The sequence below is a fragment of the Cohnella lupini genome (assembly GCF_003386205.1).
In the GTDB taxonomy this organism is placed as follows: Bacteria; Bacillota; Bacilli; order Paenibacillales; family Paenibacillaceae; genus Cohnella; species Cohnella lupini.
Window position 1 is genome coordinate 95,840 of the sequence record NZ_QRDY01000001.1, and the last position, 24,923, is coordinate 120,762.

The window sequence follows — 24,923 nt, forward strand, 5'->3', positions numbered from 1 at the left end:
AAAAATGGCGATTTTCCTCGTTTAATGATGAGGCGAAATCGTCTTTTTCGTATAATTAAAGGACGGCGAAGTCGTTTTTACGTGCTCCTTGTTGTATAATAACGGGCAGGAGATAGTCGGAAGGACGGTACTATTCATGACTTATTCGCGATCCCGAACGCAACATCAACAAAAGTCGAAGCGCCGCAGCAAGACTCGAATGCTGCTTCTCGTTAACGGCATTCTCATCGGTTGCATCGCGGTGGCGGCCGTACTTGTCTGGCAGTCCCGGAACGGTTCGGGAGGGGATGGGACAACGACGGGTCAACCGCATGCTCAAAGCATAGGTTCGCCCGGGAGCGATGCTTCCGAACCGCTAGATCCCGAACCGGCTTCCGAGGCGGAGCCGGAGGCGAGTCCCTCTTACGACGAAGCCTCGGCCGCGCCGGAGACGGACGGCGATTCGGTATCGCTTGCGCTGGTCGGCGACATTTTGCCGGCGGCGAAGGTATTGGATCTGATGAAGATTAACGGCTACGATTACCCGTTTCTTAAAGCCAGGCCCGTACTGGAAGCCGCGGACATCGCGGCGGGTAATCTGGAAACTCCGATCACGGCCAGAGGGACGCCGGCGGAGGACAAGCAATACGTCTTTCGGGGCGCGGCGGAAGCCGTACCGGCATTGAAGGAAGCGGGATTCGATTTCTTGTCGCTCGCGAACAATCATACCCTGGATTACGGATGGGAAGGGTTGAGCGATACGATGGACGCCTTGGACGATGCCGATCTCCAGCACGCGGGTTCGGGCAACGACGATCGCGAAGCGTTCTCTCCCGCATACATAGAAAGCAATGGAATAACGGTTGGTTTCGTTAGCGTAACGCGCGTCGTGCCCGATGTGTCCTGGAAGGCGGATCGCTCCCACCCGGGGGTCGCCGAAGCTTACTCGCCGGATCGCGCGGTCGCGGCAATAAAGGAAGCGAAGGAAAACGCGGATATCGTCGTCGTTATGGTGCACTGGGGAGTGGAGAGAGCCGACCGCCCCGTCGCTCATCAGACGGACCTCGCCCATCGGTTCGTCGATGCGGGAGCCGATATCGTCGTGGGTTCGCATCCGCATGTGTTGCAAGGCTTCGAGTTCTATAAGGATAAATGGATCGCGTATAGCTTAGGGAACTTCGTATTCTCCACGACGTCTTCGTTGAAGACGTCGGAAACTGGCGTGTTAAGCGCCGAATGCGGTAAGGACGGTTCGTGCGCATTAAAGTTCCAACCGATGTTCGCGACGAATTCGCAGCCTGCGCCAATGGAAGAAACCGCTGGTAAAGCATTGCTCGCACAGTTATCCGAATTATCTTACGGAGCCTCCGTGGAGGAGGATGGAACGATTGTGGCAAGGAATTAAACACGGAGCGAAGGGACTCGTTAATTTGCCGTTTCGTTTTCCTACGAGAGGAGTCAGGGTTATGAATCTCGCCAAACGCGCCGCGCTGCATCCTTGCGTTGCCCATAGGGGCTTCTCGGGACAGGCGCCCGAGAATACGATGGCTGCTTTTCGATTAGCGCTAAGCCAATCTTACGTAAGCTGGATGGAACTGGACGTGCATCTGTCGCGCGACGAAGTTCCGGTCGTCATTCACGACGGCACGTTGAAGAGAACGACGAACGGGCAGGGAAGAGTGAAGGAACTGACGGCGAAGGAACTTGGCGTCTTAGATGCGGGAAGCTGGTTTCATCCTTCCTTCTCGGCTGAAGGAGTACCGACGTTGGACGAGGTCATAGCGTTTGCGTCGGGGAGCTGCAGGCTCAACATCGAGCTGAAAGGCGACTATGTCGACCGGGATCTATTGGCCCGCAGGGCCGTGGAGGTTATTCGTGCCCGCCAAATCGAGCAAGAGGTCGTTATTACGTCGTTTCAACCGGATATTTTGGAAGCAGTCCGTCGACATTCCCAATCCGTGAGGACGGGATTGATTATCGACGATCGCCCCGCGGATCTGATCAAGAAGATTAAAGCGATAGGCGCCGATTATCTATCGATCGGATTTCGAAGCTTGAACGAACGTTTGCTTCAGCAGACGGCGGAATCGTCCATCGACGTCATGGCTTGGACGGTGAATTCGGTTTCCGATCTGCGCAGGCTATCTTCGCGTCCTGAGCCTTTCCAAATATGCACGAACTACCCGGACCGCTGGTACGCGGTCATGAAAGAGGAGAATGGATCCCATGAATGAGAATAGAGTACTTTTGTCCCCAGAGTCATTCCGTAACATATATTGCGTAGGCCGCAATTACAGGCTCCACGCCGCCGAGCTCGGAAACGAGGTTCCGACCTCGCCGATGATATTCACGAAGCCGACTCACGCCATCTTCGAGATGACGGGTAACGAGCTCGTTCTTCCCGCCTCTCAAGGAAGCGTGCACTATGAAGCTGAACTTGTTTTTGCCGTGGGACGCCAGTACGAAGCGGGTATCAGCTGCGATGATTTGTTTTCATCGTTCACGGTAGGGTTGGATCTAACTCTCAGGGACGTCCAGGATAAGCTGAAGGCGAAAGGGCACCCGTGGCTCGCCGCCAAAGGATTCCGGAATTCCGCCACATTGGGGAGATGGCACCCTTTTTCGGGAGAACTCGCGATGCAAGCTTCCGATTTCGGCCTTCTTATCAACAATGAGCAAGTTCAGAGGGGGAACGCTCGCGATATGGTGTTCGATCTTCAGCGAATCGCGGATCATGTCGGGAGCAACTTTGGCTTGTCGACCGGAGATTTGATCTATACGGGAACGCCTGCGGGAGTCGGTTCGCTTAGTGATGGAGATTTGTTGGAGGTATGGTGGAACGAAGAAAGCTTAGGCCGTTCCCGAGTGAAGCTGGAGGGATAACGATAGGAGATCGTTAATCCCATGCTTTCGCAGACGAAAAAGGAGCTAGCCAGGGAGAACGTACCTGGACTAGCTCCTTTTTCGTTATTCGCCGGCTTCGTCGGTAAGCCTTTGCCGAATATCCAACAGCTTGGGCAACTGAGCGAAGAAAACGTCGACGACGTCGGGATCGAAATGCCGTCCGCGTTCCTCTCGGAACAGATTTTCGATCTTCTCGAGCGGCCATGCGGCTTTGTATACCCGTTCGGCGCTTAAGGCGTCGAAGACGTCCGCGACGGCCGTAATTCTGCCGAAAATATGGATTTCCTCGCCTTTCCTGCCCGAAGGGTAGCCGCTGCCGTCCCATTTCTCATGATGCTGCTCCGCGACGATAGAAGCCGTGCGAAGCAACTCCCTCTTTGATCCCTTCAACAGCTGATAGCCGATATTCGTATGGGATTTGATGATATCGTATTCCTCCGCCGTGAGCTTGCCCGGTTTGTTTAATACGGCGTCGGGGATGGCGACCTTGCCGATATCATGCATGGGAGACGCCGTTCGGAGCAATTCGGCTTGATTGACGCCAAGTCCGAGTCCTAGCGCAAGGATGTACGAGTATTCGGCGACGCGTTTAACGTGATTGCCCGTTTCCTTCGACCGGATCTCGCCGATCTCGCCCATCGTCGAGATAATCTCGCGTTGCGTATCGATAATCTCCTGATGCAGCATGACGGACTCCAAAGACTTACCCGCATAGGAGGCCGCCAAAGACAGCATATCCAGATCGCGCGTCGTAAAATAGCCGATTTCGGTCAATTTATTGATCGCTTGGTACGCTCCGATGATTTCTCCGTCATTGTTTCGGAAGGGGACCGTAATGATCGATTTCGTATGATAACCGGTTTTTCGATCATTCTCGGCATTATGTCTAGGGTCGTTGTACGCGTCCTCGATAATAATGGGCTCTCCGGATTGGATGGCGCTGCCGACCAGACCCGTTCCGTACGGGATGCGGATTTCGTCGACCCCGTGAGCAACGGTCGTGTACAATTGGTGGTTAGCGTCATCGATAAGCCATACCGTGCATCTATCGGAGAGGATCATTTCCCGTCCCATGTTGGCCATGAGCACGAGCACCGCGTTTAATTTCTGTTCGCTTGCTATCTTTGCCGTATAGTCGAATATGATTCGCAATAAATCTTCCGGCGACAGCTCTATTTTATACATCCGCATTCACTCCTTAGCCCGTCCATACCCTTATTCGAGAGAATAATGTCGAATCCTGCAAAAGCATTAAAAAAAGCAACTCCTTCCATGGAAAGAGTTGCTTTTTACGAGGAATGGCGAAATGATTAAAAGTGGGCGACCAATCCATCGATGTAATAAGTGATCGCTTTTGAAATGCTCTCCATCAAGTCCTCTTTCATCTGAAAGCCTCCCGTCGATTCCAAAGACGCGAAGCCGTGAACCAAGCTTCGCAATCCCCTTATCGCGTGCGTAGTCTCCTCTTGAGGGACGCCGAGAGGCTTCATCAAGCGAATAAACAGATTCAGGATATTCGTCTTCGACTCTTCCAATCCGGGATGATTAGAATCGTTTAAGCGAATGATGGCTTCGTATAGACCCGGATGCAGCCGTACGAATTGCACGTAGGTTTTGCCGATTTCGATAAGGGCCTGTTTGCCCGATTGTCCAATAGCCGCGTCGTTAAGTCGATTCTCTAGCAATCGATGAGCATGCAGGCTAAGCTTTAGACGCAGGTCGGGAAGTCCATCCACATGGTTATAGAGAGAAGGAGTTTTGATTCCTAATTGCCCCGCGACGTTCGCCAAAGTAATCTGATCCCATCCGTTACGATCGGCGATATCCGCCGCGGCCGCAATGACGATTTCGGGCTTGATTCCGGCTCTCATCCTGTATTCCTCCTGCTGTTCTGGCGTTGTTCGGCTTCGACAAGCGCCCGTTTTATTTCGGCGGCGGGCTGAAGGAGGGCGGGACCATGGCCGACCACCAATAGGGTAGGATTTAGCTTTAATACTCTATGAGCGCTTGCGATAGCGGTCGGCGCATGCCACGTGGCCAACGCCGGGAACGGGAACTTCCACTTCAAGGTGCCGGATACGGCAAAGCCGCCTTTGGCTTGGAACGCGTCGCCCGCGATAACCGTGTTGCTTATCGTTTCGTGAAAAGCGAAATGCCCGGGAGTATGACCCGGAGTAGCAACGGCTACGAGGGAGCCGAACCGGTCGTTATCGTCGAAAAGGAAATCGGGCTCGAACGGAGCTTTTTTCGGCACGCCGCCTTTAATCGGTACTTGAGCTTCATTCGGCAACAAGGAGCGATCGCCTTTCAGAACCGCATCGTCCCTGCGGGAAATCCCGATTTTAACTTCCGGATATTTCTCTTTCAAATAAGGAACCGCGCCGATATGATCATCATGGGCATGCGTGAGCAAGATACGGGTCAATGGCTTTCCGGTAGCTTGAATGGCGGCATGTATGCCTTTGGCGACGAATGGCATGCATGCGTCGATTAACGTTACGCCGCCGTCTTCTTCGACCAGATAGCAGTTTAACGGGAAAAGTCTGGGCAGGAATATAAGCTGGGTTACGGGACCCCAAGTCGTTTTTTTCATCTTCAACGCCTCCATTTACTAATCATGTTATTATAATAACTAATATCATTAGTTTTTGCAAGAGGGAAATTCCATATAAGCGGAGGAGTCGCTAGAATAGCCGATTACGGGAGCGAAAATGCCGGCTAAAGGTTCAAGATGATCTTATCCCTCCGTTAGTTGTTTGACTCCCTTACTTCGAGGGAATTTACTCTTACAATAAGAGAGTAAGCAATAAACACATACCTTTGGGAGGTCTACCAAGTGAAAAGAAACGCAACAGTCATGCTTACCCTGATTCTTGCTATGTCGACGTTACTAGCGGCATGCGGCGGTAAAAACAACAATAACGGCACGGCATCTTCAAGCGCGTCGTCTTCGGCTAGCGCCCCGGCTTCCGAAGCGGCTTCACCGAGCGAAGAAACGGTTGAGCCTTTCACCGTTTCGCTTCGCCACATTCAAATCGGCGATCCGCAGAAATTCCGTAAAGCGATTCTGGATGAAGTAGTTAAACGTACGGAAGCGGAAGTGCCGGGCGTGACGTTCGAGCTTGACGGCATCGAAGACGCGGTTAACCGGTTCACCAAGCTTCCCGCCGAAATGGCGGCAGGCAACCCTCCGAAAATCTTCGACTTATTCGGCGGTAACGCGGACGCGCTGAAATACGCGAAAGCCGGTCGTTTGCTAGACCTGACGCCGATCATCGAAGAATTGGGCATCAAAGACAAATTCCTTAACGTTTTCGGCCAATTTACGTTGGATGGCAAGATCTACGGCTTGCCGATCGGCGGCTCCGTCGAGGGCGTATTCTACAACACGGAGCTGTTCCAAGCGAATGGCTTGAACGCTCCAACGACGTGGGATGACTTGGTTAAAGCGGCGGACACTTTAAAGGCAAAAGGAATCACTCCTTTCGCAATGGGTTCCCAAGCGGCTTGGGTACCAAACATGCTCGTAGGCACATTGGTTGGCCGTTATGCCAACGGATTCCCGAACGGCATCGTAACCGGCGACGTTAAATGGAACTCCCCGGAAGTCGTATCGGCCTATACCCTGTACCAAGATTGGGTCAAGAACGGTTACTTCACCAAAGGCGAGCTCGGCAAATCCTATGACGATATGCTGAATGATTTCGCGGCCGGCAAAGCGGGCATGATGTTCGACGGAAGCTGGCGTTCGTCCGCGTTCAAAGAAGGCGCGGTAGCTGCCGGCATGGCGGGTAAAGTCGGATTCGTCGCCCTACCTGCTCTTCCTAACGCTGCCGGCGATCAAACCTCGCTTAACGCGAACTTCAGTAACGGCTACGGATTCTCTTCCGACCTGGACGAGAATGAATTGAAAGCAGTGACATCGTTCATCAAGAACCTGTACAACGATGAGATGCAGCTGCGAGGATTGCTGGAAGACGGCGTTCTTCCTTCCATGAAGCTGTCCGACGAGTCCCTGGCGCAAGTCACGGATCCGGTAGTTAAACAAGTACTCGACGTTATGAAAGCAGCCGGTTCGACTTTCGTTCACTTCGATGCTATCGCCCAAAAACCGGTATACAGCGAAACCGAGCTTCAATTGCAAAAGCTGATCGCCGAAAAAGCGAGCGCGCAAGAAGTCGGAGACGCGATCCAAAAGGTACAAGAAGTCGAGAACTCGAAGTAAAAGACAGACAAGAGCCATCATCTAGCTGGAAGTTTGGTGAGGAGGCACCGCCCGCCCCGAGTGGGCGGGCCTCCTTTTCCATAGTGGGGAGGAACCATGAAAAACGCGCTTAGAAATCCCGCGGCCTACTTAATGTTCATCATTCCGACGATTGCGCTGTACGGATTGTTTTTCCTGTATCCCATGTTCTCGTCGGTTTTCTACGCCTTCACGAACTGGAACGGATTGGAAGAAACGAAATTTATGGGTTGGGCTAATTTCGAGACGGCGTTCGGAGATCGGAATTTCCGCAGCGCCATTATCAACAACATGTATTTCATCGTTTTCTCGGTGGGGCTTCAAGTTCCCGTCATCGTTTTATTCGCGTTGTTAATAAGCAACGTAAAGCGCTTCAAGGGATTTTACAAAACGACGGTATTCATTCCGTCGATCCTGTCCACATCCGTTATCGGTATTTTGTGGGGCTTCATCTATGATCCGGACATTGGACCGATCTCGGCTGGCCTCAAGTTTTTCGGAATCGAACCGATCTATTGGTTGGCGGATTCCAAGTGGGCCATGATCGCGATACTGCTAACCAATGCGTGGCAGTGGGTCGGTTTTTATATTGTACTCATACTGGCTGCCATTCTCGCGATTCCCAAGGACATCGACGAGGCGGCGGCCATCGACGGGGCGAACGCTACGCAACGCGCGTGGTACTTGACCATTCCTTTGATCAAACCGATTATATCCGTCGTCGTTATGTTATCCATTGCCGGCGCGATGAGGGTCGTCGATATCGTCCTCGTCATGACGAACGGCGGTCCCGCAGGATCCACGGAGGTTATGGCTTCCTACATGGTCAATAAAGCGATTAAGTACGGCGATTACGGATACGGCATGGCGTTATCCATTATAATCTTCGCGTTCGCTCTGGTTTTCACGGCTATCTATCAGCTTACGCTCGGTAAGACGGAAAGGATTGAATACTAATGCCGGCCTCGCTCAAAAAAACAATTCCGCACATCGTTTTGATGGTCTACGTCGTCATTATTTTGTTCCCTTTCGTCTTCGTCGTCTTCTCCTCCTTGAAGGAAAATAACGTGGAAATCGCGCAAGCGCCGTTTGCTTTTCCGAAAGCCTTGTATTTCCAGAACTACGTAGACGCATGGGTTCAAGCGAGCATAGACGTTTATTTCTGGAACAGCGCATACCTCGGGGTATCCTCCGCCGTGTTGGGAGTTCTGCTCGCCGCCGGAACATCATTCGCCCTTACGAGGATGAAATTCAAATTCGCGAGCAAGCTTATCTACCAAGTCATTCTGCTCGGGATGCTGATCCCAGGTAACGTATTATTCATCGCCCAATATATTCTGATGATGGATCTGCACATTCTAGGTAAGCATTGGGCACTATTCTGGCCTTACACCGCGGGGGCTCTGCCGTTCAGCGTGCTGCTGATCGCCGCGTTCATGAAAGCCATTCCAGTCGAGCTCGAAGAAGCGGCTATTATCGATGGACTGAGCGCGCCGGGATTGTTCGCGCGCATCGTGCTTCCGCTTACGATTCCGGCGTTGGTCACCGTATTCATCATCAATTTTCTCGGCAACTGGAACGAGTATTTGTTGGCCAGCTTTTTCATCAGCAAGGACGCGCTCCGAACGTTGCCGACCGGGATGGTCGGGTTCAGGGACGCTTATCAAACGAACTACGCGTTGATATGCACGGGTATCGTGTTCAGCGTAACTCCCGTATTGATCCTGTACGCGTTTCTGCAAGAGCAGATCATCGAAGGAATTACGGCGGGTAGCGTTAAAGGTTAGTATTCGAATCAAGGAACATCATAGGCTTTGCTCTCCGACTGGAGGGCAACGCTTTGTTGTGTTATAAAGAGGAGAGTGATTGGAGAGGAGGGCGCCGCACGTGAACGTGAACTCGTTTCCCCCGATCGTCGACGCAAGGTCGCGTATTCTTGTGCTTGGCAGCATGCCGGGCGTAGCTTCGTTGCAGGCTCACCAATATTACGGGAACGCGCGGAACTATCTCTGGCGAATCGTATACGGTTTGTTCGGAGGGGGAAGAGAGCCCGACGAGGAATATGAGGGAAGGATAACGTTCGCATTGGAGAACGGTGTCGCGCTGTGGGATGTCATCGCGAGCTGCGAGAGGGTTGGAAGCTTGGACAGCAATATCAAGCTGGCCATCCCGAACGATATACCCGGACTGCTGGCCGTATATCCTAATATAGAAGTTCTTGCATGCAACGGGACGAAGTCGTATTCCGAGCTAATGAAGCATTTCGGCACCGATCCGGAAATCAGGCTGAGAAAGGTGCTGCGCATGCCGTCCACGAGTCCGATTCCGACAAGAGACTATCGCGGATTAGACGATCGATTACAGGTTTGGCGAACATTACTGGACAAATAAACAGCCAGGGAGAGGGAGTCCTCTACCTGGCTGTTATGATTATCGGAGCTTACCAACCGTTGCGCGAGCGTAAAGACGTGATATGGGCCGTGTGATGCTTTCCGTGCCACGAGAAGTAGGCAAGCAGCCTATCCAGCGCGTTAAAGCCGCTAGCGGGATGCAGGAAGCCTCTCGAGAATGATTCAGCCGGAAGGGAACGCAATAAGGCGTCCATTCGTTCGTGAATGCCCTCGAGAATCTTCAGCGAAGATTCCACGGGCATCATGTTGGAATCGTATAGCTTAACCCATTCGTTTTCCTCGAAAGCTTTGATCGAAGGTTGCTCCTCGGTCAAAGCCAGCTTGGTCCGGGTGAAGCCGTTCATCGAGGCATCCGCTACGTGGTGGACGACCTGTCTTACCGTCCAACCGCCCGGCCTGTAAGGCGTATCGAGCTGTTCGTCGGATAATCCTTCGACTGCCCGGCGAAGGCGAGAGGCGGTTTCAGACAGCTCCTCGATCCGACTTAAACGCGTTTCCGCATTCGTTTCCCCGTCGTATTGAAATTGCCCTATCGGATATTTTAATTGTTCCAACTCATCTGACATCGCAAGTTTCCCCTCTCGCGGTTATTTTGTAAGCTGCTCCATTTGCTCGATCAACTCTTCGAACACGCTCATCGCTTGGCGAATCGGCTCGGGCGTAGACATATCCACGCCGGCTTCCTTCAGGATGTTGATGGAATAGTCTTTGCCCCCGCTCTTCAAGAAGCCGAGATACCGATCGACCGCGGGCTTCCCTTCGTCGAGAATTTGTTTGGCGAAGCTTGTCGCCGCGGAGAAGCCCGTAGCGTATTTGAACACGTAGAAGCTGTTGTAGAAATGGGGAATGCGCGCCCATTCCATCTCGATGTCTTTATCCACGACCATTCCTTTGCCGTAATAGCTCAGATTGAGATCGTAGTAGATCGAGCTCAACTCCTGCGGAGTTAACGCTTCGCCTTGCTCCGCTTTCTCGTGAATGATCTTCTCGAATTCCGCGAACATCGTCTGACGGAACACCGTAGTACGGAATTGGTCGGCGTAATAAGTGAGAAGATACATTTTCTCCTTCGGATCCGTGGACTTCTCGAGCAAGTTGTTCATAAGCAACGCTTCGTTCAGCGTCGAAGCAACCTCGGCAAGGAATATCGTATATTGCGCATCCCGATAGTCGTTGTTTTTGTCGGAGTAGTAGGAATGCAGGGCATGGCCCATCTCGTGCGTCAAAGTAAACATGCTGTTCAAATTATCGTTATGGTTGAGCAATACGTAAGGATGCGTACCGAACGCTCCCCAGCTGTAGGCACCGCTGCGTTTGCCTTCGTTCTCGTAAATATCGATCCAGCGGCCGTCGAAGCCTTCTTGAAGCACTTTGCGGTAGTCGTCCCCGAGCGGGGCAAGGCTTTCGTAGACTTTGGTTTTCGCCTGCTCATAGGTGATGTCCATATCGAACTCTTCGACTAGCGGCGCGAAAAGATCGTACATATGTAATTCGTCCAGCTTCAGAAGTTTTTTGCGAAGCTCCATGTATCTGTGCATAAGCGGCAAGTATTCGTGAATCGTGGAGATCAGGTTGTCGTATACGGATTGCGGAATGTTGTCGCCGTATAACGACATTTCCAGAGCGGACGGATAATGGCGAGCTTTGGCGTAGAACAGGTTCTTGGTCACGTTGGCGTTAAGGGTCGAGGCTAGCGTGTTTTTCCATTTGCCGTACGTGTCGTACATCGCTTTGAAAGCATCGCGACGAACTTCCTGGTTTTTGCTTTCCAAGAATTGAATGTAGCGCCCGTGGGTTAACTCGACTTCTTCGCCTTGCTCGTTCTTCACTTTAGGGAATTTCAGGTCGGCGTTGTTGAGCATGCCGAATATCGTGCCTGGGGCTTGCGAGATGTTGCCGGCTTGCGCAAGCAACGATTCTTCGTTCTTGGACAAGATGTGCGGCTTCTGGCGGAGCATCTCCTCTAGCGTACGCTTGTATTTAGCAAGGGAAGGATCCGCGATAAGTCCGGTCAGCTGTTGTTCGGACAAGCCCAGTATTTCCGGAGTGATGAAGGAAGCAGCTTCGCCAACCTCGACGCTAATCTTCTTGGATTTATCCGATAATGCCTGATAGGACGGCTCGGCGGTATCTTCATGATGTCTCATATTGGCGTAGACGTATAAGCGTTCGGTCAACAGGGAGATGTCGTCCTCCAAGGCAAAACATTTGGCGATGGAAGCAGCGTCCTGCAATTTACCCTGATAGCTGGTAATTTCTCCGATCAGTCCTTTAACACGGCTGAATTCGGCATCCCAAGCGGCTTGGTTCGGGTACAAATCCTCGAGTTTCCATCGGTGCTCCTGCGGGGTTTCGGTACGTTTGGCTACTTGTTTCATGGGCAAAGTCAACCTCCTAGTCATATTATCGGCGATGTTGATCGCTTCCGCGCCCGATGGTATCGAAGTAACGGAAGCGATCATGCTGGATGCGGGAACGCACAGGAACGACGACGACGCCATAAGGGCGGCGAGCGGCAGAACATACGGCTTCATGGAACGCCTCCGAGAACGGAATAAGTTACCGGAATAGTATGTCCTTTCCTGCTAGGTTTATCAGCTTAGTCCGATTTAAGCGCCAATTCGGAAGAAGCTGTAGACGATGAGGAAAAAGGCGAATAGCACCAAAAAAATAGAAATGATTGCCATCGGCCGACGCAGCTGTTCCGGAATTCGTTCTCGCGAGAGAATCAGAACGACTGCCAAGCCGAAAGACGCAATGATGAAAATAACCGTCGCTTCGGTATTCATTAACGTGAACTTCCTTCCTTGTAAAGGAGTTAAATCGATTTCAACTTCTCCATCGTAAGGCGGAGTCCTTCTTCGCCGTCGGGAAAGTCGATAGGCAGAAATCTCTTCCCCGCCCAATCCATCAATTCCGGTCGGCTTAGAAACTTATGGCAGATTTCTCCCCATTGATCCGAAATTTCCCGGACGACAAGTGTTTTTCCTTGAACCTCTACAGTGAGCATATTGTAGTTATCGTGCTTATAGACGGTGTGTTTAGCGAACATGATAGTCTCCTGACTCCGGCATGCTGTGCCGTTTTTCTCATCATAGAAGAGATGAACGTAGAAATCAACGTAGCATTGGAAAATACAGGTTGACACCGCATGCGGGATATGGGATTCTACTGGGAATCCGAGCCGATGCTGGGAGTACGATCAATGAGAAACATGAGTCGAGAAGAGACGAGCTAGACGAGACGAGAGGAGAAAAGAAATCATGATGATGGTAAACAAGTCCAAGCCTCAAGCTTACCCGCAGGCGGGAGTTGCCTCCACTTGCCGGTCTTACGAAGAGTATCGCTTGATGTTCGGGTTGACGGAGACGGATTTGGAGCGCATGGGTCCCGTATTAGACGTAGCGGGGGGAGCTTCCTCGTTCACTGCTCATTTGAACGCTATGGGTTTTCCGGCGGTCGCGGTCGATCCATTCTACGCGGGGGAGACGGAGGAGGTCATAGCGATGGCGCGTAAAGAGATCGAGGTCTCTTCGGCCAAGCTTGCCGCGATGTCTGACATCTATGATTGGAGCTTTTACGGTTCGCCGGGCAATCATAGGGCTATGAGAGAACGATCTTTGGAGTTGTTTGCCGAAGATTTCCGCAAAACGGAAGCCCGTAAAAGATATTATTCCGCTTCGCTGCCGAGCTTGCCCTTCGAGAATGACGCATTCGGCCTCATCTTGTGTAGCCATTTTCTATTTCTATACGCGGACAGCTTCGACCGGGAATTCCATCAGGCAGCGATAAAGGAGTTGTTTCGCGTGCTGAGGCCCGGCGGAGAATTGAGAATATATCCCTTAATCAACTTGAAATGGGAGAGATATCCTTTCATTTCCGATATTTTAAGAGAGCTTAAAGACCTAGCGCAGGAGGAATATTTACCCACCGCTTTGCCCTTCACGCCCGTCCCAAGTCCCTTGCTACGCTTGGTTAAATCGGATTTTTGACGACTTTGGATATCTTGCAAAAAAGGGAAATTCCGGGTATAATTATCTTATTCGTCGGCTGAACGGCGAGATTTTAGGAGGTTTTTCATTTGAGAGGAACAGTTAAGTGGTTCAACGCGGAGAAGGGTTACGGTTTTATCTCCATCGAAGACGGGAACGATGTATTCGTTCATTTCTCTGCCATTCAAAGCGACGGTTTCAAAACATTAGAAGAAGGCCAAGCGGTGGAATTTGAAATCACGCAAGGAAATCGCGGTCCGCAAGCCTCGAACGTGGTTAAGCTGTAAGTCGCGCTTGAAGCGCCCGACTTATTAACATATCACGAAATCAGCAACTTGACCCTCGGCAGATGCCGGGGGTCTTCTATTGTATCCTTTGACCTCGTCGGAGGCAAAATGGTACACTATTTTTGGGTTTTTATGATACTAATGTTTCCCGGGGGTAAAGGATATGCCAAAATTCAAGCTATTTGCCGGACGCAAGGGTAAGGCGGATCAGGCGAAAAATAATCGTTTCGTGAAGCTGGGGCGCGAAATTTACGTGCAAGCTCGCAGAGGCGGCACGAATCCCGAAGCTAACTACGGCCTTAAGACCGCGATCGCTAACGCACGTGCGATCCAAATGCCGGCTGAAAATATTGACAGAGCGATTAAAAAAGCATCGGGCGGCGCGGACAGCGTGGATTACGAGGAAGTTCTTTACGAAGGATACGGACCGGGCGGCGTAGCGATCATGGTGAAATGCTTGACGGATAACCGTAACCGTACGGCCGCCGACGTTCGCTCGATCTTCGGCAAACGCGGAGGTAATCTAGGCGAATCCGGTTGCGTAGCCTACATGTTCGACCAGAAGGGATTGCTGGTCATCACGCGGGACGAAGACGATGGTCTGGATGAGGACAGCTTCATGATGGAGGCATTGGAAGCGGGCGCGCAGGACGTCGTGAGCGAGGAAGAAAGCTTCGAAATCCTAACGGCGCCAGAGGACTTCGATGCCGTCAAGAACAAGCTGGAAGCGGCAGGATACAAGTTCGAGACGTCCGGCGTTCGCTGGCTTCCGCAGAACACGGTTGCCGCGGATGGAGAAAATGCGGACAAGTTATTAAGAATGATGGACGCTTTCGAAGACAATGACGACGTCCAGGACGTCTACCACAACTTCGAGATCAGCGACGACGAAATGAGCCGTTTGGACTAATCGCGTTCAAAAAGAACATTAATCGTATACCGTTCCGCAAGCGGAGGCCGAAAGGCCTCTTTCTTTTGATTACAAGTTCTTTTGATTACGAAGCCGTGTATCTTATTAACCTGTACTCATGAATCGTATAAACGGTCGACACTCCAAACGAAATTAATTTATCGATCGCATTCGCGGAGCATTTCGTACAGATGAAACCGCTTGGCCAACGGATCTGGTAGATATAGTCGCGGCAAGCTTGTTCATCCGGAAAACGGGCCATGAACTTGCCTACAGACATAGCTCGCATACTCAACCACCCCTAAAATGGAACATATGTTCTTATTTTATTGTACAGAAATTCATTGGAAAAATCAAGGTGTTTTGGTGAAAGGTGATCTCGGAATTAGGTGAGGATTTGGTAAACTCCCGATTCATACTTCCTGAGCTATCTGCTCATAACAATCCGTTGAACGATGTAGGCATATGGCTCAGGGAGAAGTGAAGGAGTATGTTTGGGCGATATAGGTAGATGCCTCAGTGAGAGAGAGGTAGATAGCGGATTGTGAAGAAAATTCGAGTTTGAACACTAGGAATAAGGGCCGGAAAAGAAGTGGCGAAGGCAAAAGAACTAAGGAAAGGAGGTCGATGCGTAAGTTGAGTAATAGAAGAAAACCGCTAGCCACGAAGGGCTAACGGCTTATGATATTTCACGATGGAGATTAGTTTGAAACTCCGGCGGCGCCGGCAGGCTCGAGCATGCGAACTTTATCGATCGTTCCGCCGCCGAGACAGATTTCGCCATCATAGAAGACGACGGCTTGCCCCGGAGTTATGGCTTTCTGCGGAGTATCGAATTCGACGTGATAAGTTCCGTCGCCTTGATGAGTCAACGTTACGCCTTGGTCGGGCTGGCGATAACGGAATTTAGCCGAGCACCGAATCGCGGCCGCGGGAGTTTCCGGGCTGATCCAGTTGACGTCGGTCGCGGTCAGTCCGACGGAATAAAGGCTGGCATGAGCGTCTCCTTGCACGACGTACAAGGAATTGCTATCCAAATCCTTATTAGCCACGAACCAAGGCTCTCCGTTGCCTGATCCTCCGATTCCCAGCCCTTGTCGTTGGCCGAGAGTATAATACATAAGGCCATCATGACGTCCTTTGACTTCGCCTGAGACCAGATCGACCATGTTGCCCGGTTTCGCCGGCAAGTACTGGCTGAGGAATTCCTTGAAATTGCGTTCGCCGATGAAGCATACGCCCGTGCTGTCTTTTTTCTTGGCCGTTGCCAGCCCTGCTTCTTCGGCGATCTGGCGAACGACCGGCTTATCCAGATGGCCGATCGGGAACATGGCGCGAGCTAATTGCGACTGATTGAGCGCGTGAAGGAAATACGATTGGTCCTTATTCGAATCGACTCCGCGCATTAATTCGTAACGGTTGTTCCGTAGCTCCACGCGAGCGTAATGGCCGGTGGCGATCGCTTCAGCTCCCAATTCAATCGCTTTCTGCAGGAATTCGCCGAACTTGATTTCCCGGTTGCACATGACATCGGGATTGGGAGTTCTTCCCCGACGATATTCTTCGAGGAAGTATTCGAACACCTTATCGCGGTATTCCTCTTCGAAATTCACTGTATAATAAGGGATTCCGATCTGATTGCACACCCGTCGCACGTCCTCGGCATCTTCCTCCGCGGTACACACGCCGAACTCGTCCGTATCGTCCCAATTTTTCATGAATACGCCGATCACGTCGAAGCCTTGTCGTTTCAACAACAACGCCGTCACCGAAGAATCGACTCCGCCCGACATTCCGACGACGACCCGAACCTTGGAAGGATCCGAAAACCGATCTTCGTAGGAAGGCAATGATGCCTCTAGCTTAGACATAACTCATCTCTCCTTAAAGCTTAACAATTCCGAATACGTTTATTATTTTAGCATATTCGATATTAAATCTCACACATCGGCAGTCCTTTCATGAATATGTCACGTTTTTTTTGACCAAAAAGGAAATAGATGTGATAACATAGATTTATTATGGGGATACCCCACATTCAACAGTGCGAATAAGACAGAATGCAACTTATTCCATTCCAACGGCATGAAAGCAGGTGTTCTCTTGAAAATATCGACTAAAGGCCGTTATGGCCTAACCATCATGATGGAACTTGCGGCTAAATTCGGCGAAGGGCCGATTTCCCTAAAGAGCATCGCGGAGAAGAACAATCTCTCCGAACATTATTTGGAACAATTAATCGCTCCTTTACGCAATGCGGGCTTGGTCAAAAGCGTTAGGGGAGCATACGGCGGATATATATTGTCCAAGGACCCGGAAACCATTTCTTCGGGAGACGTCATCCGTATATTGGAAGGACCGATCAGCCCCGTCGACTTCACCGAAGAAGACGATCCGGCTAAGCGAGATTTGTGGTTGCGTATTCGCGACAGTATCGCCGAAGTTCTTGATTCCACGACGTTGCACGATCTAATTAACTTCAAAGGCGCGGACAAGCTAGACAACTATATGTTCTATATTTAGAAGAAGGTGCAAGGCATGAGCTTCATTTATTTCGATCACGCGGCGACTTCGCCAATGAGCTCCGAAGTATTGGCAGCCTACGTAGAAGCGGCCAACGGCGGTCCGGGCAATCCTTCCAGCTTGCATGCTCACGGGCGCGCGGCCAGAGAACGGATTTCGTTAGCCAGGGATACCTTTGCCCGCCTTCTTAGCTGCCAGGCATCGGAGCTTATTTTCACCGGAAGCGGCACGGAAAGCGATAATACGGCATTGTTCGGAGCGGCTCGCGCCCAAAGACAGCGAGGACGCTCCGGAATCGTTACGACGGCGGTCGAGCATCATGCCGTACTGCACGCATGTCGTCAACTGGAGGCCGAAGGTTTCCGGTTAACGATATTACCCGTCGACGAATACGGACGCGTATCCGTATCAGAGGCTAAAGCCGCGATCGACGAAACGACGGCGCTTGTGAGCGTTATGGCAGGCAACAATGAAACCGGAACGTTACAGCCGATTGCCGAGATCGGCGATTGGGCTCGCAATCATAAAGCAATTATGCATGTCGATGCCGTGCAAGCCTTCGGCTACGCGGAGTTAAATCTCAAAGAAATGCCCATTGATTTGCTTAGCCTATCCGCTCATAAAATCAACGGCCCCCAAGGCGTTGGTTTGTTGTACGTACGTAAAGGAACCCATTTCCAGCCCATTCTCTACGGGGGCTCGCAGGAGCGTAACCGCAGGGCGGGCACGGAGAACGTTGCCGGCATCGCAGCATTCGCTAAAGCAGCGGAGATCGCATACGGCGATCTATCGATTAGACGAGAGCACGCCGAAGAAATCCGCTCCGCTTTTCTTGCACGGCTGTCCGAGCATTTGGGACAGGATCGATTCGTCGTTAACGGACATCCAGACGAACGACTTCCCCATATCTTAAACCTTAGCATTCCAGGCGTTTCTTCCGAAAGCATGCTCATGAATTTAGATCTGGAGGGCGTTTCGGCGTCCGGAGGTTCCGCTTGCACTTCGGGTTCCTTGAAACCGTCGCACGTTCTGCTTGCGATGAACCTTTCGACGGAAAGAGTTTCTTCCGCTGTAAGATTTAGCTTCGGTTTGGGTAATACTATAGAAGAAGCCGATAAAACGGCGAAAATAACTGCAACCATTTCAGCCCGTATGCGTATTAGATTATAGGCGCTGGAATTGTTAGGAGCCCGAGCATGATCCAGGTACAACGGATTCTCGGCTTGCCGGTGCTTCTCGAAAGCGGCAAATGCATTGGCAAAGTCAAAGACTTGTGGTTCGACGAATTCTGGAAGTTGGTCGGCATCGTATTGGACAAATACGCCCGATCCGGCATTCGCAAAACTCCTAAGATCGTCTACTGGGAAGATATCGTTCATTGCGGTGAAGATGCCTTGTTGATTAAGGGCAGCACGGTCGTAGCGACCATGGATAGCAAGCAGTTGCTGCGGACTTTCCATACCGGCGTCGTCCGGTTGAAGGATATGCCGGTTTACACGATTGAGGGACAACACTTAGGTGAAGTATCGGACGTTTATTTTAAGCCGTCCGAGGGTACACAAATAATAGGATATGAATTGACGGACGGTTTTCTCGCGGACGTATTCGAAGGAAGGCGGAAATTATTCTTGCCTGAAGCTCTTGAGAATATTACCCTGGGCGAGGACGCAATCCTGGTACCGGCTTCTTACGAGCGGATACTTACGTGAGACCATACGTGGAAAGTGACAGGTGAAGACGGATGATGAGATGCCCTAACTGTAGCTCCAAAGATATTGGGAAAATCGGTTCCCATCAATTTTACTGCTGGAGTTGTTTTATCGAATTGACGGTAAACGGCGAGAAAATGTCGGTATATCAGGTTGAAGAGGACGGTACTCTGAGTTCCCTCGACGATTTGTTTTTCGAAGAGCCGATTCCGGCTCAGATTCACGCGAACGGAATGTAATGTAAGGTTCATATAACGAAGCGCCATGTCTACCCTCGGGGAGACGCGGCGCTTTTTTATTTGCTTTGGTTTACCGACGGGGACAAGTACATATACTAGATAAGCAAGTCATGCTCGGAGCGGTCATAGGGGGTGGGGGAGATGGGCCGGTTTGCCCAGAGCCGTTTTTTTACTGTGCTCGTATATGCCATACTTTGTTTGTTGGTCTTGTTCCTCGTCGTTCTGGTTCGTCCGATGCTCGTCTCCGTATATGATTTCTTGAAAGCCGTATTGGCGCCTTTCCTTGTGGCGATGGTCATCTCTTATATGTTAAATCCGATAGTTAACCTGCTTCACGACCGTAAGGTGCCGCGAACCGCGGCGGTATTACTGATCTATGCCGTGTTTATCTCGGTATCGGTCGTCGTACTGATGAACGTTACCCCGATGTTCGTAAATCAAGTCGAAGAGTTGAACGAGCACATGCCCGATCTAACGATGAAGGCGCAGAGCTTGGCGGATCATTTCAATAACAACGACATGTTGCCCGTCACCGTCAGAGACGCCATCAACAGTTCGATCGGTAATTTGGAGGAGCAGGTCGAGAAGAGGATCGCCGATTTTCTAAACAATTTAGGAGCCGTCGTTAACGTATTGTTCATCGCTATGATCGTACCGTTCTTGGCGTTCTATATGATGAAGGATTTAGACGTATTCGAACGCGCGGCGCTGCAATACATTCCCCGGGCGAGGCGCAAGCCCGCGATAAGGCTTATGAAGGACATCGATTCCGCGTTGGGCAGTTACATAAGAGGACAGCTTATCGTATCCTTGTGCATCGGCGTACTGGCGTATATCGGTTATCTGATTATCGGAATGCCTTATCCGCTTCTCATGGCTTGTTTTGTATCGTTGTTCGATATCATTCCTTATCTAGGTCCGTTCTTCGGGGCTTTGCCGGCGTTGCTGATGGCGACTACGATTTCTTGGAAAATGGTGCTCATGGTCATTATCGTCAATATGATCTGCCAGAACCTCGAAAGCAACGTGATCAGTCCGCAAGTGGTCGGGAAATCGATGAAAATGCATCCCCTTACCATCATTCTCGTGCTGTTAATCGGCGGCAATCTTGCGGGGATCGTAGGTATGATATTAGCGGTTCCATTCTACGCGGCTTTAAGAGTCATCGTTCAGCATGTGTCCGCCTACTACATTCATAGAAAAACCGTTTGACAGCGCTGATTTGCGTTGTCTATAATTTATATGATCTATATAAACGAAAACGTTGACGAAACATAAGTACCTCGAAGACCGCATAACCAGAGAGAAGATTCTTGCCTCTAAGCCTCCCGACGGGCGCATAGAAGGCTCGGCTGAGAAAATCTTCTGTGCGAAGGGCGTGGGAAGCTGGTTTCGGAGTGCGGATTAGAAGTCCGCCGGCGAGGGCCGTTATCCCGGTTAGAGGAGATCGTATTCTTAGGAATGCGATAACCAGGGTGGTACCGCGAAGATTTTCGTCCCTGATTCGAGGGGCGTTTTTTTATTTTTTTGGACCTATACGGACGTAAACAGAAGGGGGATATTCTTGATGAAACCCATGAAAGCAGCAGAAATCCGCAGTAAATGGTTAGCTTTCTTCGAAAGCAAAGGCCATAAAATCGAGCCGAGCTCGCCGCTCGTTCCGCATAACGATCCTTCGTTGTTATGGATTAACGCGGGGATGGCGCCGCTTAAAGCCTATTTCGACGGACGCGTGATTCCGGAAAATCCGAGAATCGCCAATTCGCAGAAGTGCATTCGCACGAACGATATCGAGAATGTCGGGAAAACCCGCCGTCACCACACTTTCTTCGAAATGCTGGGCAATTTCTCAATCGGGGACTATTTTAAGGAAGAAGCCATCACTTGGGCTTGGGAATTCCTCACGGGTCCGGAGTGGATCGGATTCGAGCCGGAGAAATTGTCGGTTACCGTTTACCCGGAGGACGAAGACGCTTACCGCTTCTGGAACGAGAAGATCGGTCTTCCTCAAGAGCGGATCGTGAAGCTGCAAGACAACTTCTGGGATATCGGCGAAGGGCCATGCGGTCCCTGCACGGAAATTTTCTACGATCGCGGCGATAAATACGGAGATCTATCCGACCCGGATTGCACGACGGGCGGAGAGAACGAACGTTTCCTGGAAGTATGGAACGTCGTTTTCTCGGAATTCAATCACAACAAGGACGGCAGCTACACGCCTCTTCCGAATAAGAATATCGATACGGGCGCGGGTCTCGAGCGTTTCGCTTCCATCCTGCAGGACGTAGATTCGAACTTCGATACGGATCTATTCATGCCTATCATCGATCGGGCAAGCGGCATCGCCGGAGTCACATACAAGAAGAACGAAGAGCACGACGTCGCGCTGAAGGTCATCGCGGACCATATCCGGACGGTAGCCTTCTCCGTGGGCGATGGCGTGCTTCCTTCCAACGAAGGACGCGGTTACGTCATCCGCCGTTTGCTTCGCCGCGCCGTTCGTTACGGCAAAGTTCTCGGCATCGATCGTCCGTTCTTATGGGAATTGACGCCTATCGTAGGCGAAATCATGGGCGGCTTTTACCCGGAAGTGTTGGAGAAGCGCGAATTTATCGAGAAGGTCATCCGCACGGAGGAAGAGCGGTTCCATGAAACGCTGTCCGACGGATTGGCGATTTTGTCGGAGCTGTGCCTGAAAGCGAAAGCCGATGGCCGTAATGTCATTTCCGGTCCCGACGCATTCAAGCTATACGACACCTATGGCTTCCCGTTCGACCTAACGGAAGACTATGCGACCGAGCAAGGAATGACCGTCGACCGAGACGGCTTCGATTCCTCCATGCGGGAACAGCGAGACCGTGCCCGTGCGGCCCGTCAAGAATCGGACAGCATGAAGGTGCAAGGCGGACCGTTGGCCGATTATACCGAGAAGAGCGAATTCGTCGGATACGACGGCTTGACCGCCGAAGCTCGTGTGCTTGCCATCGTGTCCGAAAATCAATTCGTCGACGTTGCCGGCGTGGACAATAAAGTGCTGGTCGTGCTCGACCGTACTCCGTTCTATGCGGAGAGCGGCGGACAAGTGAGCGATCGCGGCGTATTATCCGGTAACGGAGTCCATGCCGAAGTAACCGGACTGAGCAAGGCGCCGCACGGCCAATCCGTCCATCAGGTAATCGTTACGAACGGCTTCCTCAAAGTCGGCGATACGGTGACGGCATCCGTCAACGCATCGGAGCGCGGAGACACCGTGCGTAACCATACGGCGACCCATTTGCTGCACAGGGCGCTGAAGGACGTGCTCGGCGAGCACGTTAACCAAGCGGGCTCGCTCGTGGAACCGGACAGGCTTCGGTTCGACTTCTCGCATTTCGGCGCGATCACGGCAGAAGAACTCGCGGAAGTTGAACGCCGCGTCAACGAACAAATCTGGATCGGCACGGAGCTCGATATCGGGTTCAAACCGATCGCGGAAGCGAAAGCGATGGGCGCGATGGCTCTGTTCGGCGAAAAATACGGCGACATCGTCCGCGTGGTACGCGTAGGCGACTATAGCTTGGAGCTGTGCGGCGGATGCCACGTCCGCAATACTTCGCAGATCGGACTGTTCAAGCTGGTCAGCGAAGGCGGCATCGGTTCCGGCGTTCGGCGGATCGAGGCGGTCACCGGCCGCAACGCTTATAATTATCTGGACGATCAATTAAACGTATTGAAGGGCGCCGCGGCGCAATTGAAATGCGGCGTGAACGACGTCGCTAAACGAGTTGACGCCATACAAGGCGAAGTTCGCCAGCTGCAACGCGACAACGATTCGCTCCAAGGCAAGCTTAGCCGCTTGGAGGCCGCCGATCTCGTCTCCGCGGCGCAATCCGTAGGCGGCGTCACGCTGCTCGCCACCGAAGTGAACGCCGGCGGCATGGATGCCCTCCGCGGCGTTGCGGACGAGCTCAAGCTGAAGCTGAGCTCCGCCGTGCTCGTGCTCGGTTCGATCGAAGGCGACAAGGTCAACCTGGTCGTCGCCGTCACTTCCGATCTCGTGCGGCAAGGACTGCACGCGGGCAAGCTGATCAAAGAAATAGCGGCCGTTTGCGGCGGAGGCGGAGGCGGCAAGCCGGAACTAGCCCAGGCCGGGGGCAAGGACCCTTCCAAATTAACGGATGCTCTTGCTCTGGCCGAAGGTTTGGTTTTAGCTCAGCTCGGGAAATAGGTACGAAGGATATCGATAAGTTCGAGCTCGCATAGCTTCAAAGCATTACCGATCATTTCCTGTCCCCCGTAGATTATGTTATTATGGAGGTAAGGTTTTAGAGTTTGTCAGTGAAAGCGAGGTGCTGGAGATGAGCTCATCGGACAAGAACCATATGGATCAGACCGTCAAATTCGACGTCGTCGCGGATCCCCATGAAGTGTCTGCCCGCGATATTTTATTTACGGTGCACGATGCTTTGGTGGAAAAGGAATATCATCCAATCAATCAGATCGTCGGCTATTTGCTCTCGGGCGATCCAGCCTTTATTCCGCGCCATAACAACGCGCGAAGCTTGATTCGCAAGAAGGAACGCGACGAAATCATCGAAGAGCTCGTCCGCTTCTATCTTCAGCAGAACCGGTAACCGATGCGGATCATGGGATTGGATTACGGGGAAAGAAGAATCGGCGTCGCTATGAGCGACCTGTTCGGATGGACTGCCCAGGGGTTGGAAGTGATCGATCGCAAGATCGTAGCCGATCCAATGGCTCGTATAGCCGGATTAATCAAAGAATACGAGGTCGAGTCCATCGTCGTCGGATTGCCGAAGAACATGAACGGAACCGTCGGGCCGAGTGGCGAAAATTGTATCGCATTCGCGGAAACCTTAAAGCAAACACTATCCTTACCTGTACGACTTTGGGATGAAAGGTTGACTACGGTTTCCGCCGAACGCACGTTGCTTGAAGCCGACGTAAGCAGGGCCAAACGCAAACTAGTCATCGACAAAATGGCAGCGGCCATTTTGCTGCAGAGTTACCTAGACTCCATATCGAAATGAGGAATTCCCATGACAGACGTCATTAACAACAACGATGAAGATGAAGCAGAAATTATTTACATCCCCGACGACGAAGGCAACGACGAGGCATTCGAGGTTATCATGCGCTTCGAATTGGACGACGGTACGGACCGGAAATACATGATGGTCGTGCCCGCCGACGAAGACGGAGACGAAGAGCAGGAAGTGTTCGCGTTCCGTTACAACGAAGAGAACGAAGAAATTCAGCTGTTCCCGATCGAGGATCAAGCGGAGTGGGATATGGTCGAAGAAACGTTCAATACTTTGATCGGCGAATTCGACGAGGCCGAAGGCAGCAAAGAATAATGGCAGGCGGCGGAAACGATCCGAAGCCATCCGAACTAAAGCAGCAATATGGAGAAAGCGTAGAGTTGGTTACGGAAGACGGATCCTCTCTTAGCTTTCGGATATTGGCTGAGCTTACGGTTGGCGGTAACCGTTATGCGTTATTGCAATCGGAAGCAATGAAGGAAGACGACGAATTCGATGTATTCAGAATCGTCGCGGACCCGAGCGGCGAAGCGCAACTTGAAAACGTTACGGACGAAGAAGAGTGGGAGCTGGTTGCGGAAGCTTTCGACGATTCGCAGTTCGGTAGTGATGACCAGCCTTGAGTATAAAGGAACAGAGAGCGGGCGACCGCTCTTTTTCACGAATACGGGGCTTGCTGGAGGG

29 protein-coding genes are annotated in these 24,923 nt (G+C 51.7%); 20 read left to right on the forward strand and 9 right to left on the reverse strand.

Annotated features, from left to right (window positions below):
* Positions 1-136: 136 nt before the first annotated feature.
* Genes DFP95_RS00395 through DFP95_RS00405 form a run of 3 tightly spaced genes read left to right on the forward strand, consistent with a single transcriptional unit; the run spans position 137 to position 2,862 of the window.
* Entirely contained in the window at positions 137-1,384 is a 1,248-nt protein-coding gene (locus DFP95_RS00395; RefSeq protein WP_115990572.1) for a CapA family protein, read from the forward strand.
* Complete coding sequence (locus DFP95_RS00400; protein ID WP_245987250.1) at positions 1,359-2,213, forward strand: glycerophosphodiester phosphodiesterase; 855 nt, start codon at positions 1,359-1,361, stop codon at positions 2,211-2,213. The genes DFP95_RS00395 and DFP95_RS00400 overlap by 26 nt, the downstream gene beginning before the upstream one ends.
* Complete coding sequence (locus DFP95_RS00405; protein WP_115990574.1) at positions 2,206-2,862, forward strand: fumarylacetoacetate hydrolase family protein; 657 nt, start codon at positions 2,206-2,208, stop codon at positions 2,860-2,862. Before DFP95_RS00400 ends, DFP95_RS00405 begins: the two co-directional genes overlap by 8 nt.
* 84 nt (positions 2,863-2,946) lie before the next feature.
* On the opposite strand, the gene DFP95_RS00410 is transcribed toward DFP95_RS00405, so the two are convergent.
* The 3 genes from DFP95_RS00410 to DFP95_RS00420 all read right to left on the reverse strand — a co-directional run bounded on the left by DFP95_RS00410 (position 2,947) and on the right by DFP95_RS00420 (position 5,476).
* Positions 2,947-4,068, reverse strand: a complete 1,122-nt coding sequence (locus DFP95_RS00410) for an HD domain-containing phosphohydrolase (protein WP_245987252.1) — start codon at positions 4,066-4,068, stop codon at positions 2,947-2,949.
* 125 nt (positions 4,069-4,193) lie between these two features.
* Entirely contained in the window at positions 4,194-4,754 is a 561-nt protein-coding gene (locus DFP95_RS00415; protein ID WP_115990578.1) for a TetR-like C-terminal domain-containing protein, read from the reverse strand.
* Positions 4,751-5,476 carry an MBL fold metallo-hydrolase gene (locus tag DFP95_RS00420; protein ID WP_115990580.1) on the reverse strand — a complete coding sequence of 242 codons (726 nt, stop codon included), beginning with the start codon at positions 5,474-5,476 and terminating at the stop codon, positions 4,751-4,753. Before DFP95_RS00420 ends, DFP95_RS00415 begins: the two co-directional genes overlap by 4 nt.
* Positions 5,477-5,719: 243 nt before the next feature.
* On the opposite strand from DFP95_RS00420, the gene DFP95_RS00425 reads away from it, so the two are divergent.
* From DFP95_RS00425 to DFP95_RS00440, 4 genes are all read left to right on the forward strand, one after another.
* Positions 5,720-7,108, forward strand: a complete 1,389-nt coding sequence (locus DFP95_RS00425) for an extracellular solute-binding protein (protein ID WP_115990582.1) — start codon at positions 5,720-5,722, stop codon at positions 7,106-7,108.
* 96 nt (positions 7,109-7,204) lie between these two features.
* Positions 7,205-8,083 (forward strand): carbohydrate ABC transporter permease, encoded by an 879-nt coding sequence (locus tag DFP95_RS00430; protein WP_115990584.1) that lies wholly within the window; start codon positions 7,205-7,207, stop codon positions 8,081-8,083.
* Positions 8,083-8,913 (forward strand): carbohydrate ABC transporter permease, encoded by an 831-nt coding sequence (locus DFP95_RS00435; RefSeq protein WP_115990586.1) that lies wholly within the window; start codon positions 8,083-8,085, stop codon positions 8,911-8,913. Before DFP95_RS00430 ends, DFP95_RS00435 begins: the two co-directional genes overlap by 1 nt.
* Positions 8,914-9,013: 100 nt before the next feature.
* A complete protein-coding gene (locus DFP95_RS00440) occupies positions 9,014-9,517 on the forward strand; it encodes a DNA-deoxyinosine glycosylase (protein WP_115990588.1) in 504 nt (167 codons plus the stop codon).
* Positions 9,518-9,566: 49 nt separating this feature from the next.
* Here the strand turns inward: DFP95_RS00440 and DFP95_RS00445 are convergent, their stop codons facing one another.
* From DFP95_RS00445 to DFP95_RS00465, 4 genes are all read right to left on the reverse strand, one after another.
* Positions 9,567-10,103: a YfiT family bacillithiol transferase gene (locus tag DFP95_RS00445; protein WP_115990590.1), complete on the reverse strand. Its 537-nt coding sequence runs from the start codon at positions 10,101-10,103 to the stop codon at positions 9,567-9,569.
* 21 nt (positions 10,104-10,124) lie between these two features.
* On the reverse strand, positions 10,125-11,915 hold the full coding sequence (gene pepF / locus DFP95_RS00450) for an oligoendopeptidase F (RefSeq protein WP_115990592.1): 1,791 nt from the start codon (positions 11,913-11,915) through the stop codon (positions 10,125-10,127).
* A 231-nt stretch (positions 11,916-12,146) separates the two neighbouring features.
* Complete coding sequence (locus DFP95_RS00460; RefSeq protein ID WP_115990596.1) at positions 12,147-12,326, reverse strand: hypothetical protein; 180 nt, start codon at positions 12,324-12,326, stop codon at positions 12,147-12,149.
* A gap of 29 nt (positions 12,327-12,355) precedes the next feature.
* Entirely contained in the window at positions 12,356-12,589 is a 234-nt protein-coding gene (locus tag DFP95_RS00465; protein ID WP_115990598.1) for a hypothetical protein, read from the reverse strand.
* A 211-nt stretch (positions 12,590-12,800) separates the two neighbouring features.
* On the opposite strand from DFP95_RS00465, the gene DFP95_RS00470 reads away from it, so the two are divergent.
* The 3 genes from DFP95_RS00470 (at position 12,801) to DFP95_RS00480 (ending at position 14,726) form a co-directional block, all read left to right on the forward strand.
* Positions 12,801-13,529: a class I SAM-dependent methyltransferase gene (locus DFP95_RS00470; RefSeq protein ID WP_115990600.1), complete on the forward strand. Its 729-nt coding sequence runs from the start codon at positions 12,801-12,803 to the stop codon at positions 13,527-13,529.
* 89 nt (positions 13,530-13,618) lie between these two features.
* Positions 13,619-13,816 (forward strand): cold shock domain-containing protein, encoded by a 198-nt coding sequence (locus tag DFP95_RS00475; protein ID WP_115990602.1) that lies wholly within the window; start codon positions 13,619-13,621, stop codon positions 13,814-13,816.
* 163 nt (positions 13,817-13,979) lie between these two features.
* Positions 13,980-14,726 (forward strand): YebC/PmpR family DNA-binding transcriptional regulator, encoded by a 747-nt coding sequence (locus DFP95_RS00480; protein WP_115990604.1) that lies wholly within the window; start codon positions 13,980-13,982, stop codon positions 14,724-14,726.
* Between the two features lie 85 nt (positions 14,727-14,811).
* Here the strand turns inward: DFP95_RS00480 and DFP95_RS00485 are convergent, their stop codons facing one another.
* Together DFP95_RS00485 and mnmA are read right to left on the reverse strand one after the other, a co-directional pair.
* On the reverse strand, positions 14,812-15,015 hold the full coding sequence (locus DFP95_RS00485) for a transposase (RefSeq protein ID WP_115990606.1): 204 nt from the start codon (positions 15,013-15,015) through the stop codon (positions 14,812-14,814).
* 412 nt (positions 15,016-15,427) lie between these two features.
* Positions 15,428-16,597, reverse strand: coding sequence for a tRNA 2-thiouridine(34) synthase MnmA (gene mnmA, locus DFP95_RS00490; protein ID WP_115990608.1), 1,170 nt, complete (start codon positions 16,595-16,597; stop codon positions 15,428-15,430).
* A gap of 232 nt (positions 16,598-16,829) precedes the next feature.
* Here mnmA and cymR point away from each other — a divergent pair, with 232 nt between their 5' ends.
* The 10 genes from cymR to DFP95_RS00540 all read left to right on the forward strand — a co-directional run bounded on the left by cymR (position 16,830) and on the right by DFP95_RS00540 (position 24,862).
* Entirely contained in the window at positions 16,830-17,249 is a 420-nt protein-coding gene (cymR, locus tag DFP95_RS00495; RefSeq protein WP_115990610.1) for a cysteine metabolism transcriptional regulator CymR, read from the forward strand.
* Between the two features lie 15 nt (positions 17,250-17,264).
* Positions 17,265-18,419 carry a cysteine desulfurase family protein gene (locus DFP95_RS00500; RefSeq protein WP_115990611.1) on the forward strand — a complete coding sequence of 385 codons (1,155 nt, stop codon included), beginning with the start codon at positions 17,265-17,267 and terminating at the stop codon, positions 18,417-18,419.
* A gap of 26 nt (positions 18,420-18,445) precedes the next feature.
* On the forward strand, positions 18,446-18,958 hold the full coding sequence (locus DFP95_RS00505) for a PRC-barrel domain-containing protein (protein WP_115990613.1): 513 nt from the start codon (positions 18,446-18,448) through the stop codon (positions 18,956-18,958).
* Between the two features lie 32 nt (positions 18,959-18,990).
* Positions 18,991-19,197, forward strand: coding sequence for a hypothetical protein (locus DFP95_RS00510; protein WP_115990615.1), 207 nt, complete (start codon positions 18,991-18,993; stop codon positions 19,195-19,197).
* A gap of 141 nt (positions 19,198-19,338) precedes the next feature.
* Positions 19,339-20,409, forward strand: a complete 1,071-nt coding sequence (locus tag DFP95_RS00515) for an AI-2E family transporter (protein ID WP_115990616.1) — start codon at positions 19,339-19,341, stop codon at positions 20,407-20,409.
* A 364-nt stretch (positions 20,410-20,773) separates the two neighbouring features.
* Positions 20,774-23,404, forward strand: a complete 2,631-nt coding sequence (gene alaS, locus DFP95_RS00520; RefSeq protein WP_115991300.1) for an alanine--tRNA ligase — start codon at positions 20,774-20,776, stop codon at positions 23,402-23,404.
* A gap of 130 nt (positions 23,405-23,534) precedes the next feature.
* Positions 23,535-23,810, forward strand: coding sequence for an IreB family regulatory phosphoprotein (locus DFP95_RS00525; protein ID WP_115990618.1), 276 nt, complete (start codon positions 23,535-23,537; stop codon positions 23,808-23,810).
* Positions 23,811-23,813: 3 nt separating this feature from the next.
* Positions 23,814-24,227 (forward strand): Holliday junction resolvase RuvX, encoded by a 414-nt coding sequence (gene ruvX, locus DFP95_RS00530; protein WP_115990620.1) that lies wholly within the window; start codon positions 23,814-23,816, stop codon positions 24,225-24,227.
* A 9-nt stretch (positions 24,228-24,236) separates the two neighbouring features.
* Positions 24,237-24,554: a DUF1292 domain-containing protein gene (locus DFP95_RS00535; protein WP_115990622.1), complete on the forward strand. Its 318-nt coding sequence runs from the start codon at positions 24,237-24,239 to the stop codon at positions 24,552-24,554.
* The gene (locus DFP95_RS00540; protein WP_115990624.1) at positions 24,554-24,862 is read left to right on the forward strand and encodes a DUF1292 domain-containing protein; all 309 of its coding nucleotides are present in this window, start codon (positions 24,554-24,556) and stop codon (positions 24,860-24,862) included. The genes DFP95_RS00535 and DFP95_RS00540 overlap by 1 nt, the downstream gene beginning before the upstream one ends.
* The last annotated feature ends 61 nt before the right edge of the window (positions 24,863-24,923 follow it).

Bases quoted from the DNA above. Each gene is read 5' to 3' on its own strand.
- mnmA (WP_115990608.1), bottom strand. From the start codon at position 16,597: ATGTCTAAGCTAGAGGCATCATTGCCTTCCTACGAAGATCGGTTTTCG.
- DFP95_RS00435 (WP_115990586.1), top strand. From the start codon at position 8,083: ATGCCGGCCTCGCTCAAAAAAACAATTCCGCACATCGTTTTGATGGTC.
- DFP95_RS00415 (WP_115990578.1), bottom strand. From the start codon at position 4,754: ATGAGAGCCGGAATCAAGCCCGAAATCGTCATTGCGGCCGCGGCGGAT.
- DFP95_RS00540 (WP_115990624.1), top strand. From the start codon at position 24,554: ATGGCAGGCGGCGGAAACGATCCGAAGCCATCCGAACTAAAGCAGCAA.
- DFP95_RS00525 (WP_115990618.1), top strand. From the start codon at position 23,535: ATGAGCTCATCGGACAAGAACCATATGGATCAGACCGTCAAATTCGAC.
- DFP95_RS00405 (WP_115990574.1), top strand. From the start codon at position 2,206: ATGAATGAGAATAGAGTACTTTTGTCCCCAGAGTCATTCCGTAACATA.
- DFP95_RS00505 (WP_115990613.1), top strand. From the start codon at position 18,446: ATGATCCAGGTACAACGGATTCTCGGCTTGCCGGTGCTTCTCGAAAGC.
- pepF (WP_115990592.1), bottom strand. From the start codon at position 11,915: ATGAAACAAGTAGCCAAACGTACCGAAACCCCGCAGGAGCACCGATGG.
- DFP95_RS00480 (WP_115990604.1), top strand. From the start codon at position 13,980: ATGCCAAAATTCAAGCTATTTGCCGGACGCAAGGGTAAGGCGGATCAG.
- DFP95_RS00485 (WP_115990606.1), bottom strand. From the start codon at position 15,015: ATGCGAGCTATGTCTGTAGGCAAGTTCATGGCCCGTTTTCCGGATGAA.
- DFP95_RS00535 (WP_115990622.1), top strand. From the start codon at position 24,237: ATGACAGACGTCATTAACAACAACGATGAAGATGAAGCAGAAATTATT.
- DFP95_RS00470 (WP_115990600.1), top strand. From the start codon at position 12,801: ATGATGATGGTAAACAAGTCCAAGCCTCAAGCTTACCCGCAGGCGGGA.
- DFP95_RS00410 (WP_245987252.1), bottom strand. From the start codon at position 4,068: ATGTATAAAATAGAGCTGTCGCCGGAAGATTTATTGCGAATCATATTC.
- DFP95_RS00460 (WP_115990596.1), bottom strand. From the start codon at position 12,326: ATGAATACCGAAGCGACGGTTATTTTCATCATTGCGTCTTTCGGCTTG.
- DFP95_RS00430 (WP_115990584.1), top strand. From the start codon at position 7,205: ATGAAAAACGCGCTTAGAAATCCCGCGGCCTACTTAATGTTCATCATT.
- DFP95_RS00465 (WP_115990598.1), bottom strand. From the start codon at position 12,589: ATGTTCGCTAAACACACCGTCTATAAGCACGATAACTACAATATGCTC.
- DFP95_RS00400 (WP_245987250.1), top strand. From the start codon at position 1,359: ATGGAACGATTGTGGCAAGGAATTAAACACGGAGCGAAGGGACTCGTT.
- DFP95_RS00500 (WP_115990611.1), top strand. From the start codon at position 17,265: ATGAGCTTCATTTATTTCGATCACGCGGCGACTTCGCCAATGAGCTCC.
- ruvX (WP_115990620.1), top strand. From the start codon at position 23,814: ATGCGGATCATGGGATTGGATTACGGGGAAAGAAGAATCGGCGTCGCT.
- DFP95_RS00395 (WP_115990572.1), top strand. From the start codon at position 137: ATGACTTATTCGCGATCCCGAACGCAACATCAACAAAAGTCGAAGCGC.
- DFP95_RS00510 (WP_115990615.1), top strand. From the start codon at position 18,991: ATGATGAGATGCCCTAACTGTAGCTCCAAAGATATTGGGAAAATCGGT.
- DFP95_RS00515 (WP_115990616.1), top strand. From the start codon at position 19,339: ATGGGCCGGTTTGCCCAGAGCCGTTTTTTTACTGTGCTCGTATATGCC.
- DFP95_RS00420 (WP_115990580.1), bottom strand. From the start codon at position 5,476: ATGAAAAAAACGACTTGGGGTCCCGTAACCCAGCTTATATTCCTGCCC.
- DFP95_RS00445 (WP_115990590.1), bottom strand. From the start codon at position 10,103: ATGTCAGATGAGTTGGAACAATTAAAATATCCGATAGGGCAATTTCAA.
- alaS (WP_115991300.1), top strand. From the start codon at position 20,774: ATGAAAGCAGCAGAAATCCGCAGTAAATGGTTAGCTTTCTTCGAAAGC.